Consider the following 13,774-nt stretch of genomic DNA (forward strand, 5'->3'; position numbering starts at 1 on the left):
CTCTTCGTCGAGTGAATTCTTCGCGGGGTGGGGGACGAAGCGTTCAGTATCGATGCGACATCCGGTGATCTTTCGGTGCTTTCCGACGTACGGCCTGAATCGCCTCCTCCGGGCTCGCGGCGGCCGTGGCCCCGGACCTGCCCGGGGTAGGTGCCGACCGCGAAATCAGCGGTGACCCAGGCCAGTTGGGGGTGATGGCGCGAAGGCGGCGCCCGATGGGCAAATCATGCAAGCATGCTTGATTGTTTTGCTGACGGCTGCCAGTCTTCCCCTCACGCCGAAAGGGGAGCCCGCCGTGCTCGATCCGTCAGCTGTCGCCGTCTTCGCCGATCTGCGCGAGGAAGGCCTCGAACTCGAAACCCTGGTACGGGACCTGCCCGACGCCGCATGGGCCGGGCCCACCCCCGCGCCCGGCTGGACCGTCGCCCACCAGATCGCCCACCTGCACTGGACCGACCGTGCCGCGCTGGTCTCCCTCACCGACCCCGAAGGCTTCGCCCTGATGGTCGAGGAGGCGGTGAAGTCCCCCGGCTCCTTCGTGGACGAGGGCGCGGCCCAGGGCGCCGCGCTGCCGCCCGCGGAGCTGCTGGACCGCTGGCGGGCCGGGCGCGCCGCCCTCGACGCGGCGCTGGCCGCGGCCTCGCCCGACGCCAAGTTCCCCTGGTACGGGCCGCCGATGAAGGCCGCCTCCATGGCGAGCGCCCGCCTGATGGAGACGTGGGCGCACGGCCAGGACGTCGCGGACGCCCTCGCAGTACGCCGTACCCCGACCGCGCGGCTGCGGCACGTGGCCCGGATCGGCGTACGGGCCCGCGACTACGCGTTCGCCGTGCGGGGACTGCCCGCGCCCGCCGGGGAGTTCAGGGTGGAGCTGGTACCCCCGGACGGCGGTGAGCCCTGGGTCTACGGCCCGCCGGACGCGGCCGACCGGATCACCGGCCCGGCGCTCGACTTCTGCCTGCTGGTGACCCAGCGGGCCCACCGTGCGGACCTGGCCGTGACCGCGACCGGCCCCGAGGCCGACCGCTGGCTGGACATCGCCCAGGCCTTCGCGGGCCCGGCGGGCCCCGGCCGCGCCCCGGGGGCCACACGATGACCGGCCTCCGGCGGCCGCTGCGCATCGGCAATGCCTCCGGGTTCTACGGGGACCGCTTCAGCGCGTTCGAGGAGATGCTGACCGGCGGCCCGCTGGACGTGCTGACCGGCGACTACCTCGCCGAGCTGACCATGCTGATCCTCGGCCGCGACCGGCTGAAGACCCCCGACCTCGGCTACGCCAAGACCTTCCTGCGCCAGCTGGAGGAGGGCCTCGGCCTCGCGCACGAGCGGGGCGTACGGATCGTCGCCAACGCGGGCGGCCTCAACCCGGCGGGACTGGCCGGCGCGATCCGCACGCTCGCCGCCAAGGCCGGGGTCCCGGTGTCGGTCGCCCATGTCGAGGGCGACGACCTGATGCCGTTCACGGAGGGGGCGCTGACCGCGAACGCCTACCTCGGCGGCGCGGGCATCACGGCCTGCCTGCGGGCGGGCGCGGACGTGGTTGTCACGGGCCGGGTCACCGATGCGGCCCTGGTCAGTGGGCCGGCGGCCTGGTGGTTCGACTGGGCGCCGGACGACTACGACCGGCTGGCGGGGGCGGTGGTGGCGGGCCACGTCCTGGAGTGCGGAACCCAGGCCACCGGCGGCAACTACGCCTTCTTCACGGCGCACGACGTCCGCCGGCCCGGGTTCCCGCTGGCGGAGATCTCCGAGGACGGCTCGTCGGTGATCACGAAACACCCGGGCACGGGCGGCGTCGTCTCCACGGGCACGGTCACGGCCCAACTCCTGTACGAGACCCAGGGCCCCCGCTACCTGGGCCCGGACGTCACGGCCCGCCTGGACACGGTCCGCCTGTCGCAGGTGGATGTGGACCGGGTGGCGATCACGGGAGTCGCGGGCGAGGCCCCGCCACCCACCCTCAAGGTGGGCGTGACCAGCATCGGCGGCTGGCGCAACGAGGTGGTCTTCGTCCTGACCGGGCTGGACATCGAGGCGAAGGCGGCGCTGGTCCGGGCGCAGTTGGCCGATGCGCTGTCCCAGGTGGCCACGGCCGACTGGACCTTGGCCCGTACGGACCACGAGGACGCCGAGACGGAGGAGACGGCCAGCGCACTTCTGCGCCTGGTGGTGTGGGACCCTTCCGCGGACCGGGTGGGCCGCGTGCTGACCTCGGAGGCCATCGAACTGGCCCTGGCCAGCTATCCGGGCTTCCACGTCACGACCCCGCCGGGCCCGGCCCAGCCGTACGGCGTGTTCACGTCGTCGACGATCCCGGCGAGCTCGGTCCCCCACGTGGCGGTCCTCCCCGACGGCACCCGCCACCCGGCCCCCCGCATCCCGGACGTGCCGCCGGGCGCCGCGGGGTCCGTGGCGGAGCCCCGGGACGGGCGTCCGGGGGGCGAAGCCCCCGCCGGGGTCCGGGGCGGAGTCCCGCCCGCGGCGAAGGCGCTGACCGGTGCTGCGGGAAGGGGCGGGGCGGGGGAGAGCCCCGCCGGGCCCATGACGCGCGCCCCCCTCGGCAGGGTGATCGGCGCCCGCAGCGGCGACAAGGGCGGCGACGCCAACATCGGGGTGTGGGTGGAATCCGACGAGGCCTGGGACTGGCTCCACCGCACGCTCACCGTCGAGACCCTCCAGACCCTGCTCCCCGAGACCGCAGGTCTCCCCGTCACCCGCCACCCCCTGCCCAACCTCCGCGCCCTGAACTTCACCGTCCCCGGCATCCTCGGCGCCGGCGTCGCCTCCGCCCACCGCTTCGACCCCCAGGCCAAGGCCCTCGGCGAATGGCTGCGCGCCCGTCACCTCGACATCCCCACCCACCTGCTGCCCGCCCCGGAGGGGACCGGCCCATGACCCGACTCACCACCACCGTCGACCCCCACGCCCCCGAGTTCGCCGCCGCCCGCGCCGCCGCACGGGAACGCCTCGCCGAGGTCGACGCCGAGCACGCCAAGGCCCTCCTCGGCGGCGGCGAGAAGTACACGGCCCGCCACAAGGACCGCGGCAAGCTCCTCGCCCGCGAGCGCATCGAGCTGCTCCTCGACCCGGACACGCCCTTCCTGGAGTTGTCCCCGCTCGCCGGCTGGGGCAGCGACTACCCCGTCGGCGCCTCCATCGTCACCGGCATCGGCACGGTCGAGGGCGTCGAATGCCTGGTCACCGCCAACGACCCCACCGTCCGCGGCGGCGCCTCCAACCCCTGGACGCTCAAGAAGGCCCTCCGGGCCAACGAGATCGCCCGCCAGAACCGACTCCCCTGCATCAGCCTCGTCGAGTCCGGCGGCGCCGATCTCCCTTCCCAGAAGGAGATCTTCATCCCGGGCGGCGCCGTCTTCCGCGACCTGACCCGGCTCTCGGCCGCCGGCATCCCCACCGTCGCCGTCGTCTTCGGCAACTCCACCGCCGGAGGCGCGTACATCCCGGGGATGTCCGACCACACCATCATGATCAAGGACCGCTCCAAGGTGTTCCTCGGCGGTCCGCCGCTCGTCAAGATGGCCACCGGCGAGGAGAGCGACGACGAGTCCCTCGGCGGAGCCGACATGCACGCCCGCACCTCCGGCCTCGCCGACCACTACGCCCTCGACGAGCACGACGCCATCCGCCAGGCCCGCCGCGTCGTCGCCCGCCTGAACCACCGCAAGCCCCACCCCGATCCACAGCCCGCCGAGGAGCCGAAGTACGACCCCGAGGAACTCCTCGGCATCGTCCCGGCCGACCTGAAGACCCCCTTCGACCCCCGCGAGGTCATCGCCCGCATCGTCGACGCCTCCGACTTCGACGAGTTCAAGCCCCTCTACGGCACCAGCCTGGTCACCGGCTGGGCCACCCTCCACGGCCACCCGGTCGGCATCCTCGCCAACGCCCAGGGCGTGCTGTTCAGCGCCGAGTCGCAGAAGGCCGCCCAGTTCATCCAGCTCGCCAACCAGCGCGACATCCCGCTCCTCTTCCTCCACAACACCACCGGTTACATGGTCGGCAAGGAGTACGAGCAGGGCGGCATCGTCAAACACGGCTCGATGATGATCAACGCGGTCTCCAACTCCCGCGTCCCGCACCTCTCCGTCCTCATCGGCGCCAGCTACGGAGCCGGCCACTACGGCATGTGCGGCCGTGCCTTCGAGCCGCGGTTCCTCTTCGCCTGGCCCAGCGCCAAGTCCGCCGTCATGGGCCCCCAGCAGCTCGCCGGCGTCCTGTCCATCGTGGCCCGCCAGTCCGCCGCCGCGAAGGGACAGCCGTACGACGAGGAGGCCGACGCCGGGATGCGCGCCTTCGTGGAGGCGCAGATCGAGTCCGAGTCCCTGCCGATGTTCCTGTCCGGGCGGCTGTACGACGACGGGGTCATCGACCCGCGCGACACCCGTACCGTCCTCGGCCTGTGCCTGTCGGCCGTCCACAACGCCCCCGTCGAGGGCGCCCGCGGCGGCTTCGGCGTCTTCCGGATGTGAGCCCGCACATGACCCAGCAGCCCCTGACCCAGCAGCCCCTGACCCAGCGGCCCCTGACCTCCCTCCTGGTCGCCAACCGCGGCGAGATCGCGGTCCGCGTCTTCCACACCGCCCGCGCCCTCGGCCTCGCCACCGTCGCCGTCCACTCCGACCCCGACGCCGAAGCCCTGCACGTACGGGAGGCCGACGCGGCCGTGCGCCTCCCCGGCGCCGCCCCCGCCGACACCTACCTGCGCGGCGACCTGGTCATCAAGGCCGCCCTCGCCGCCGGCGCGGACGCCGTCCACCCCGGCTACGGGTTCCTCTCCGAGAACGCCGGCTTCGCCCGCGAGGTCCTCGCCGCCGGACTCACCTGGATCGGCCCGCCACCCGAGGCCATCGAGGCCATGGCCTCCAAGACCCGGGCCAAGGAGCTGATGCGCGCCGCCGGGGTCCCGCTCCTGGACCCCGTCGACCCGGCGGACGCCACCGCCGCCGACCTGCCCCTCCTGCTCAAGGCCGCCGCGGGCGGCGGCGGCCGCGGCATGCGCGTCGTACGCGACCTCGACACCCTCAAGGAGGAGCTGGAGGCCGCCTCCGCCGAGGCCCGCTCCGCCTTCGGCGACGGCGAGGTCTTCGCCGAGCCCTACGTCGAACGCGGCCGCCACGTCGAGGTCCAGATCCTCGCCGACTCCCACGGCACCGTCTGGGCCCTCGGCACCCGCGACTGCTCCCTCCAGCGGCGCCACCAGAAGGTCATCGAGGAGGCTCCGGCCCCGGCCCTGCCCGAGGCACTGCGCACCACCCTCCACGAGGCCGCCGTGGCCGCCGCCCGCGCGGTCTCCTACCAGGGAGCGGGCACGGTCGAGTTCCTCGTCACCGCCGACGGACGCCCGTACTTCCTGGAGATGAACACCCGCCTCCAGGTGGAACACCCCGTCACCGAGGCCGTCTTCGGCCTCGACCTCGTCGCCCTGCAGCTGCGCATCGCCGAGGGCGCCGCCCTGCCGCTGACGCCTCCGCAGCCCGCCGGCCACGCCGTCGAGGCCCGCCTGTACGCCGAGGACCCCGCCCAGGACTGGCGCCCCCAGACCGGAGTCCTGCACACCCTCGCCGTCCCCGGTGAGGTCCGCGTCGACACCGGCTTCGCCGACGGGGACACCGTCGGCGTCCACTACGACCCGATGCTCGCCAAGGTCGTCGCCCACGCCCCCACCCGGGCCGAGGCCGTCCGCGCTCTCGCCCATGCCCTGGCCGGAGCCCGCATCCACGGGCTCACCACCAACCGCGAGCTCCTCGTACGCTCCCTGCTGCACCCGGAGTTCGCCGCGGCACGGCTCGACACCGGGTTCTACGAGCGCCACCTCGGAGCCCTCACCGAAGGCAGCCCGGACGCCACCCTGGCCGCGGTCGCAGCCGCCCTCGCGGCCGCCGCAGCGGCCCCGGACGCCCCGCTCGCCGCCCGCCTCGGAGGCTGGCGCAACCTCCGCTCCCAGCCGCAGATCCGCCGCTACAGCGCGGCCGGCACCGCGTACGAGGTCCGCTACCGGCCCGCCCGCAGCGGACCTCCGGAGCTCGTCGACCATCCCGGCGTTCGAGTCCTGGCCGCAGCGCCCGACCTCGTCACCCTCGAAGTCGAGGGCGTCCGCCGGATGTTCCACGTGAAACACAAATCGAACACCGGGGGCACCGGAGCCGGACTCGAAGCCGCCGAGACCTATGTCGACTCTCCCCCTGCCTTCGGCGGGGGGACCCCCACGCTGGGCGCGCACACCCTCACCCCCGTCCCCCGGTTCACCGATCCCCAGGACCGCACCGAACCCGGCTCCCTGCTCGCCCCCATGCCCGGCACCGTCGTCCGCGTCGCCGAGGGCCTCGCCCCCGGCGCCGCCGTCACCGCCGGGCAGCCCCTGCTCTGGCTGGAGGCCATGAAGATGGAGCACCGCATCGTCTCGCCCGCCTCCGGCACGCTCACCGCGCTCCACGCCACCCTCGGCCACACGGTCGAGTTCGGCGCCCTGCTCGCCGTAGTCCAGGAGGAAACGCCAGCATGAGCCCTGCCACCAGCGCCGTCGTCGAGACCGAAGAACACCGGGCCCTGCGCACCGCCGTCGCCGCCCTCGGGCAGCGCTACGGACGCGAGTACCTCGCCCGCATCGCCCGCGAGGGCGGCCACCCCGACGAGCTGTGGGCCGACGCCGCCAAGCTCGGCTACCTCGGGGTCAACCTCCCCGAGGAGTACGGCGGCGGAGGCGGCGGCATCGCCGAACTCTCCATCGTCCTCGAGGAGCTGGGGGCGGCAGGCTGCCCCCTGCTGATGATGGTCGTCTCGCCCGCCATCTGCGGCACGGTCATCTCCCGCTTCGGCACCGACGCCCAGAAGCAGGCCTGGCTCCCCGGCCTCGCCGACGGCAGCCGCACCATGGCCTTCGGCATCACCGAACCCGACGCCGGCTCCAACTCCCACCGCATCACCACCACGGCCCGCCGCGACGGCGAGGAGTGGGTGCTGACCGGGCGCAAGGTCTTCATCTCCGGCGTGGACATCGCCGACGCCACCCTCATCGTGGGACGCACCGAGGACGCACGCACCGGGAGCCTCAAGCCCTGCCTGTTCATCGTGCCGCGCGACGCCCCCGGCTTCTCCCGCTCCGTCATCGACATGGAACTCCAGGCGGCGGAGAAGCAGTTCGAACTGGTCCTGGACGAGGTACGGCTGCCCGCCGACGCCCTCGTCGGCGACGAGGACGCGGGCCTGCTCCAGCTCTTCGCCGGACTCAACCCCGAGCGCATCATGACCGCCGCCTTCGCCATCGGCATGGGCCGCCACGCCCTGGCCAAGGCCGTCGAGTACGCGAAGACCCGCCAGGTCTGGAAGGAGGCGATCGGCGCCCACCAGGCCATCGCCCACCCCCTCGCCGCAGCCCACATCGACCTCGAACTCGCCCGCCTGATGATGCAGAAGGCCGCCCACCTCTACGACGCGGGCGACGACATGGCCGCCGGTGAAGCCGCGAACATGGCCAAGTACGCTGCCGCCGAGGCCTGCGTGAAGGCGGTGGACCAGTCCGTCCACACCCTGGGCGGCAACGGCCTCACCCGCGAGTACGGACTGGCCTCCCTCATCACCGCCTCCCGGGTGTCCCGCATCGCCCCCGTCAGCCGCGAGATGATCCTCAACTTCGTCTCGCACCAGACCCTGGGCTTGCCCAAGTCGTACTGAGGGGTCTCCGGCGTCCCGGCCCGGCCGTCCGTCCGGCCGGGCGCCGGCGGGCCGCCGCCCGCCCCACGATCCGCACAACCTCCGGAGGACATGGCATGACCCGCCCAGTCGACGCCGCGCGAGCGCGCGGCGTCACCACCCTCACGCTCGACTCCCCGGCCAACCGCAACGCCCTCTCCGCGGACCTCGTCGGCGAGCTGCGGGGGGCCCTGGCCGACGCGGCGGCGGACCCGGAGGCACGGGCCGTCGTCCTCACCCACACCGGCGGCACCTTCTGCGCCGGGGCCGACCTGAAGTCCCCCTGTGACCCGGCCGACTTCCTCGCCCTGCTCCGCGAGATCGCCGAACTCCCCAAGCCGGTCGTCGCCCGCGTCACCGGCCACGTCCGGGCGGGCGGCCTCGGCCTCCTCGGCGTCTGCGACATCGCCGCCGCCGGCCCCGCCTCCACGTACGCCTTCACCGAGACCCACCTGGGCGTGGTCCCGGCCGTGATCTCCGCGCCGCTGCTGCCGCGCCTGGACCCGCGCGCCGCCGCCCGGTACTTCCTGACCGCCGAGGCCTTCGACGCCGCCGAAGCCGTCCGGATCGGCCTGCTCACCCTCCACGGCGACGACGTGGACCAGGTCCTCGAACCCGTCCTCACCGGTCTGCGCAAAGCCGGCCCGCAGGCCCTCGCCGCCACCAAGGAACTCCTCACCGCCCCGGTGCGAGCCGTCCTCGCCCACGACGGCGCCGCGCTCACCGAGCTGTCCGCACACCACTTCGGCTCCGCCGAGGCCCGCGAGGGCATCAGCGCCCGCTTCGAACGCCGGGACCCGTCATGGGCCCTGTGACCGACGCCGGCCCCGCGCAGGACGCCCAGCCCGGCCCCAAGCAGGCCCGCAGCCGCGTCACCCGGCGCCACCTCCTGGAAGCGGCCGTCTCCTGCCTCGCCGAACAGGGCTGGGCCGGCTCCACCGTCGCCGTGGTCGCCGAACGCGCCGGTGTCTCCAGAGGCGCGGCCCAGTACCACTTCCCGACGCGCGAGGACCTGTTCACCGCCGCCGTCGCCTACGTCGCCGAGGAACGCTCCGCCGCCCTGCTCGACCTCTTCCACGCTGGACCCGCCGCCCGCCCCGCCGTGGTCGAAGCCCTCGTCGACCTCTACACCGGAGCCCTCTTCCGGGCCGCCCTCCAGTTGTGGGTCGCCGCCTCCAACGAGGAGCAGCTGCGCCCCCAGGTCACCGAACTGGAGGCCCGCGTGGGCCGCGAGACCCACCGCATCGCCGTGGAGCTCCTCGGCGCGGACGAGTCCGTCCCCGGCGTACGCGAGACCGTGCAGGGCCTCCTCGACATGGCCCGCGGCCTCGGCCTGGCCAACGTCCTCACCGACGACACGGCCCGCCGTGCCCGCGTGGTCGCCCAGTGGTCCCGGATCCTGGACGACACCCTCGGCTGAGGAACACCGAGGGCGCCGCCCCCGTACTCACGGGAGGCGGCGCCCTGACCGGCGACCGGCGTACGAAGGAGGGGCTCAGGCCGTCGAGGCGATGTCGGCGTACCCCTCGATCTCGCGGGGGTTGCGCTGACCCGGGCCGATGTAGCGGGCCGACGGGCGCACCAGGCGGCCCGTGCGCTTCTGTTCCAGGATGTGCGCCGACCAGCCGGCGGTACGGGCGCAGGTGAACATCGAGGTGAACATGTGCGCCGGGACCTCCGCGAAGTCCAGCATGATCGCGGCCCAGAACTCCACGTTCGTCGCGAGCACCCGGTCGGGGCGGCGCGCGTGCAGCTCCTCCAGCGCGGCCTTCTCCAGCGCGGCGGCCACCTCGTAGCGCGGCGCGTCCAGCTCCTTGGCGGTACGCCGCAGCACACGGGCGCGCGGGTCCTCGGCCCGGTACACGCGGTGCCCGAAGCCCATCAGCCGCTCGCCCTTGTCCAGGGCCTTCTTCACGTACGCCACGGCGTCGCCGCTGCGCTCGATCTCCTCGATCATGCCGAGGACGCGGGACGGCGCACCGCCGTGCAGCGGCCCGGACATGGCGCCGACGGCACCCGAGAGGGCGGCGGCGACGTCCGCACCGGTCGAGGCGATCACCCGCGCGGTGAACGTCGACGCGTTCATCCCGTGCTCGGCGGCCGAGGTCCAGTACGCGTCGACGGCCTTGACGTGCTTCGGGTCCGGCTCGCCGCGCCAGCGGATCATGAACCGCTCGACCACGGACTCGGCCTTGTCGATCTCGCTCTGCGGCACCATCGGCCGGCCCTGCCCGCGCGCGGACTGGGCGACGTACGACAGCGCCATCACGGCGGCGCGCGCGAGGTCGTCGCGGGCGGTCTGCTCGTCGATGTCGAGCAGCGGTTTCAGACCCCACACGGGGGCGAGCATGGCGAGCGCGGACTGCACGTCGACACGGATGTCACCGGAGTGCACCGGGATCGGGAAGGGCTCGGCGGCGGGCAGGCCCGGGTTGAACGCCCCGTCGACCAGCAGGCCCCAGACGTTGCCGAACGAGACGTGCCCGACGAGATCCTCGATGTCGACCCCGCGGTAGCGGAGCGACCCGCCCTCCTTATCCGGTTCGGCGATCTCGGTCTCGAACGCGACGATCCCTTCGAGCCCGGGTACGAAGTCGGACATCAGGCGGCTCCTCAGATAGTGCGAACACGCGCGGCTCCCGGCGTGACTCGCGGTCCGGCGCGGTCATCCCCGTTGATGCCCGGCACGGCCGTCGGTCACCCGTGTGGGGACCTCCGGACCGGCCCCAAGATTTTGGCGGTTCCGGATGGCAGGCGGAAGCGTGACATACGGCACACTGCCGCGAGCACTCCTGCGGCAGGATGGCTCGCGTGACCGACCAGGACATTGACCCCGCCACGATGCGCAAGCAGTACCGCTCGGAGATCGTCCACGAGGGCAGCCTCGCCGAGGACCCCATGCGGCAGTTCGCCGAGTGGTTCCAGCAGGCCGCCGACTCGCACCTCTTCGAACCGAACGCGATGGTCGTCTCGACGGCGACCCCCGACGGCCGCCCCAGCTCCCGCACGGTGCTGCTGAAGCAGTTCGACGAGCGGGGCTTCGCCTTCTACACCAACTACGGCTCGCGCAAGGGCCGCGAGATCGACGCGAACCCGCACGTCGCGCTGCTCTTCCCCTGGCACCCCATCGCCCGCCAGGTCATCGTCACCGGCACGGCCTCGCGGATCGGCCGCGACGAGACGGCGGCGTACTTCCGCTCCCGCCCGCACGGTTCCCAGCTGGGCGCCTGGGCCAGCGAACAGTCCCGGGTGATCGGCTCCCGCGCCGAGCTCGACCGCCGCTACGCGGAACTCGCGGAGCGCTACCCCGAGGGCGAGCAGGTTCCCGTCCCGCCCGAATGGGGCGGCATCCGGATCGTCCCCGACGCGATGGAGTTCTGGCAGGGCCACGAGAACCGGCTCCACGACCGCCTGCGCTACGTCCTCGAGGACGGCAAGTGGCGCCTGGAACGCCTCTGCCCCTAGAACGCAGACGACCCGCTAGAACGCAGACGACCCGCGGGCTCGGGTTTCTCTCCTGCAGTGAGAGAAGCCGGCCGGACGTACCGGCGAGCCCGCGGGTCGGGTGACTGCTTGGGATTGGCGCCTGGCGTACCCGCCGGGCACCGCACTGGGTGCGTGCGACGACGGGCCCTTAGCCCGCAGCCACCTCACGCGTCCGGTTTCCGTACATTTCGGGAACCACCTCCCTTCTCGTGTACGGCCGAGCCTAGAACCGCTTCCCGAGGTCCTCAAGTGATTTATTTCGGGGCGATTCAGGGAATGCGGTGTGGGCTGCGTCACGTTCCAGTTGAATGATCTGACGTGCCGCACACGCGAACACCTGCAGGGGGTGCCAGGTGAGTGCTTCCGGACGGAGTGAGACCACCGACGATCTGCTCGCAGCGCTGCTGGACGGGATGGACGCGGCCCTGTGCGCGTTCGACTCCGACGGCGTGATCACGCACTGGAACCGGGAGGCCGAGCGGATCCTCGGCTGGACCGCCGCCGAGGCGGTCGGGCGCAAGGGGTTCGCCGGGTGGGCCGTGCGGGCCGCCGACGCGCAGGACGTCGAGGAGCGGCTCATGGCCGCGCAGGACGTGCCCGGGCGCCAGGTGCACGAGTTCGCTCTGCTGACCAAGGAGGGCGGGCGGGTGCTCGTGCGGACCCAGTCCGCCGGGGTGCCCGGGGCGGACGGGAAGCCCGCCGGGGTGTACTGCGCCTTCAGCGAGGTGCACGCGCAGATCGACCTGGAGCGGTCCATCGCGCTCAGCGAGGCGCTGATGGACGACGCCTCGTGGGGTGTCGTCCTCGTCGATGTGGATCTGCGGCCCGCCGTGGTCAACGCGCACGCCGCCCGCGCCTTCGGATCGGGGCGCACCGCGCTGCTCGGCCGGCCGCTGGGGGAGCTGCTGGTCCAGGGCGTCGAGGAGCTGGAGGGGGCGCTGCAGCACGTGCTCGCCGACGGGTCGCCGCCGGCGCCCGTGGAGCTGTGGGTGTCCGTGCGTACGCCGGAGGGGGTGCGGCGGCGGTGCTGGCGGTCCGGGTTCCTGCGGCTGGGGTCGCCGCTCGCGGAGGAGCCGGTGCCACTCGGGGTCGGCTGGCTGTTCCAGGACATCACCGAGGCCCGGCAGACGGCGCTGGACACGGCGCAGCTGCGGTTCCGCGCCGGCCAGCTGCACCGCTCGGGCCGGGCGGCCGCCGAGTGCGAGGACCCGGCCGAGGCGGCCGCCGTACGGCTGGACTTCGCCCTGGCCGGCTTCGCGGAGCACGCGCTGCTCGACGTACTGGAGCAGTCGGCCGCCCCGGACCGCCAGCGCCTCGTACGGGTGGCGGCCTCGCCGCCGATGCTGCCCGGGGCGGGGCCGGCGGCGGGGGCGAGCCAGGCCCGGTACGAGCCGGGGCATCCGGCGCTGCAGGCGCTGGACCGGATCGGCTCGGTGCGTACGAGTGCCCCGCGCGGGGAGGCGGCCGCGGGCTGGGCGCGGGAACGGCAGTGGCCGCAGGACGCGGCGCACGTGCTGTGCACGGTGCTGCGCAGCCGCGGGCGGACCCTGGGCGCGCTGACGTTCGTACGGGGCGCTTCGCGGGCCGCCTTCGAGCAGGCGGACGCGGCGTACGCGGAGGAGGTGGCGGCCCGGGTCGCGGCCGATCTCGACCTGGCCGCCCGGCCGCGCACCCCCGGCGACGGATTACCGCGTTCCTAGGGGGTGTCGTCGCTCAGTGGCGGAAGAAGATCCTGTCGCCGTACTCCTGCAGGACGCGGCCGTTCCATTCGTGGCCGCCGTCGACGTTGCCCGAGCGCAGCAGCGGGGGCTCCATGCCGCGGGCGGCGAGCTCGCCGGCGGCCGCCGCCATCACGGCCTGCATGATCGCGCTGGTCACGACGGTGGAGGCGGGCGCGAAGGGCGCGTCGATGCCGTCGAGGCTCAGTTCGGCGTCGCCGACCGCGATCTTGCTGTCGAGGACGATGTCGCAGTGGTCCTTGAGGAAGGTGCCCGAGACGTGCCGCGACCTGGTCTCCGTCGCGTACGCCACGGAGGTCACGCCGATGACCTTCAGGCCGATGGCGCGGGCGTTCATGGCCATCTCGACGGGCAGGGCGTTGCGCCCGGAGAGGGAGATGATCACGAGGACGTCACCCCGGGCGGCCGGGCTGCTGTCGAGGACGGCCCCGGCGAGGCCGTCGACCCGCTCCAGGGCGCTGCCGAGGGTGGCCGGCATGACGTCGATGCCGACGGTGCCGGGGACGGCGAGGAAGTTCATCAGGGCGAGTCCGCCGGCCCGGTAGACCACGTCCTGGGCGGGGAGCGAGGAGTGGCCCGCGCCGAAGGCGAAGAGCCGGTTCCCGGCGGCGACGGCGTCGGCGACGGCGGCGCCGGCCTCGGCGATGTGCGCGGCCTCCTCGTCGCGCACGCGCTGCAGGAGCCCGATCGCGGCGTCGAGGAACTGACCGGCCAGCTTGCTCTCGCTCATACGCCGATGGCCCTTCCAGAGGTGGGGTTCGTCCGTGTCCGCCGCTCACCGTGCGGTCTGGACCAAGGGCGTGTCAATACGAACGTCAACGGATGTCCCGGGCGGGGCT

General features: G+C 73.5%; 11 protein-coding genes. 9 read left to right on the plus strand and 2 right to left on the minus strand.

Annotated elements, in window-relative coordinates; all coding sequences use genetic code 11:
- Nucleotides 1–295 precede the first annotated feature (295 nt).
- The 7 genes from AB5J51_RS22735 (at nucleotide 296) to AB5J51_RS22765 (ending at nucleotide 9,130) form a co-directional block, all read left to right on the plus strand.
- Nucleotides 296–1,096 (plus strand): TIGR03084 family metal-binding protein, encoded by an 801-nt coding sequence (locus AB5J51_RS22735; RefSeq protein WP_369778513.1) that lies wholly within the window; start codon nucleotides 296–298, stop codon nucleotides 1,094–1,096.
- Nucleotides 1,093–2,895 carry an acyclic terpene utilization AtuA family protein gene (locus AB5J51_RS22740; protein WP_369778514.1) on the plus strand — a complete coding sequence of 601 codons (1,803 nt, stop codon included), beginning with the start codon at nucleotides 1,093–1,095 and terminating at the stop codon, nucleotides 2,893–2,895. Before AB5J51_RS22735 ends, AB5J51_RS22740 begins: the two co-directional genes overlap by 4 nt.
- Nucleotides 2,892–4,490 carry an acyl-CoA carboxylase subunit beta gene (locus AB5J51_RS22745; protein WP_136225740.1) on the plus strand — a complete coding sequence of 533 codons (1,599 nt, stop codon included), beginning with the start codon at nucleotides 2,892–2,894 and terminating at the stop codon, nucleotides 4,488–4,490. Before AB5J51_RS22740 ends, AB5J51_RS22745 begins: the two co-directional genes overlap by 4 nt.
- An 8-nt stretch (nucleotides 4,491–4,498) precedes the next feature.
- On the plus strand, nucleotides 4,499–6,523 hold the full coding sequence (locus AB5J51_RS22750; RefSeq protein WP_369778515.1) for a biotin carboxylase N-terminal domain-containing protein: 2,025 nt from the start codon (nucleotides 4,499–4,501) through the stop codon (nucleotides 6,521–6,523).
- The gene (locus AB5J51_RS22755) at nucleotides 6,520–7,692 is read left to right on the plus strand and encodes an acyl-CoA dehydrogenase family protein (protein WP_053786505.1); all 1,173 of its coding nucleotides are present in this window, start codon (nucleotides 6,520–6,522) and stop codon (nucleotides 7,690–7,692) included. The genes AB5J51_RS22750 and AB5J51_RS22755 overlap by 4 nt, the downstream gene beginning before the upstream one ends.
- 95 nt (nucleotides 7,693–7,787) lie before the next feature.
- A complete protein-coding gene (locus AB5J51_RS22760; RefSeq protein WP_369778516.1) occupies nucleotides 7,788–8,525 on the plus strand; it encodes an enoyl-CoA hydratase family protein in 738 nt (245 codons plus the stop codon).
- Entirely contained in the window at nucleotides 8,513–9,130 is a 618-nt protein-coding gene (locus AB5J51_RS22765) for a TetR/AcrR family transcriptional regulator (RefSeq protein WP_030298607.1), read from the plus strand. Before AB5J51_RS22760 ends, AB5J51_RS22765 begins: the two co-directional genes overlap by 13 nt.
- A gap of 75 nt (nucleotides 9,131–9,205) precedes the next feature.
- Here AB5J51_RS22765 and AB5J51_RS22770 read toward each other — a convergent pair whose 3' ends face one another.
- Nucleotides 9,206–10,312, minus strand: coding sequence for a citrate synthase 2 (locus tag AB5J51_RS22770; protein WP_136225736.1), 1,107 nt, complete (start codon nucleotides 10,310–10,312; stop codon nucleotides 9,206–9,208).
- 200 nt (nucleotides 10,313–10,512) lie between these two features.
- Here AB5J51_RS22770 and pdxH point away from each other — a divergent pair, with 200 nt between their 5' ends.
- On the plus strand, nucleotides 10,513–11,175 hold the full coding sequence (gene pdxH, locus AB5J51_RS22775; protein ID WP_234382066.1) for a pyridoxamine 5'-phosphate oxidase: 663 nt from the start codon (nucleotides 10,513–10,515) through the stop codon (nucleotides 11,173–11,175).
- 374 nt (nucleotides 11,176–11,549) lie between these two features.
- Nucleotides 11,550–12,896: a PAS domain-containing protein gene (locus AB5J51_RS22780; RefSeq protein WP_369778517.1), complete on the plus strand. Its 1,347-nt coding sequence runs from the start codon at nucleotides 11,550–11,552 to the stop codon at nucleotides 12,894–12,896.
- 13 nt (nucleotides 12,897–12,909) lie between these two features.
- Here the strand turns inward: AB5J51_RS22780 and AB5J51_RS22785 are convergent, their stop codons facing one another.
- Nucleotides 12,910–13,665 (minus strand): SIS domain-containing protein, encoded by a 756-nt coding sequence (locus tag AB5J51_RS22785; RefSeq protein ID WP_053786500.1) that lies wholly within the window; start codon nucleotides 13,663–13,665, stop codon nucleotides 12,910–12,912.
- Between the last annotated feature and the right edge of the window lie 109 nt (nucleotides 13,666–13,774).

This window comes from Streptomyces sp. R33 (genome assembly GCF_041200175.1).
Taxonomy (GTDB): Bacteria; Actinomycetota; Actinomycetes; order Streptomycetales; family Streptomycetaceae; genus Streptomyces; species Streptomyces katrae_B.

Coding starts and splice junctions, on each gene's coding strand:
- AB5J51_RS22740 (WP_369778514.1), top strand. CDS start 1,093: ATGACCGGCCTCCGGCGGCCGCTGCGCATCGGCAATGCCTCCGGGTTC.
- AB5J51_RS22745 (WP_136225740.1), top strand. CDS start 2,892: ATGACCCGACTCACCACCACCGTCGACCCCCACGCCCCCGAGTTCGCC.
- AB5J51_RS22750 (WP_369778515.1), top strand. CDS start 4,499: ATGACCCAGCAGCCCCTGACCCAGCAGCCCCTGACCCAGCGGCCCCTG.
- AB5J51_RS22755 (WP_053786505.1), top strand. CDS start 6,520: ATGAGCCCTGCCACCAGCGCCGTCGTCGAGACCGAAGAACACCGGGCC.
- AB5J51_RS22760 (WP_369778516.1), top strand. CDS start 7,788: ATGACCCGCCCAGTCGACGCCGCGCGAGCGCGCGGCGTCACCACCCTC.
- AB5J51_RS22765 (WP_030298607.1), top strand. CDS start 8,513: ATGGGCCCTGTGACCGACGCCGGCCCCGCGCAGGACGCCCAGCCCGGC.
- AB5J51_RS22770 (WP_136225736.1), bottom strand. CDS start 10,312: ATGTCCGACTTCGTACCCGGGCTCGAAGGGATCGTCGCGTTCGAGACC.
- pdxH (WP_234382066.1), top strand. CDS start 10,513: ATGGCTCGCGTGACCGACCAGGACATTGACCCCGCCACGATGCGCAAG.
- AB5J51_RS22785 (WP_053786500.1), bottom strand. CDS start 13,665: ATGAGCGAGAGCAAGCTGGCCGGTCAGTTCCTCGACGCCGCGATCGGG.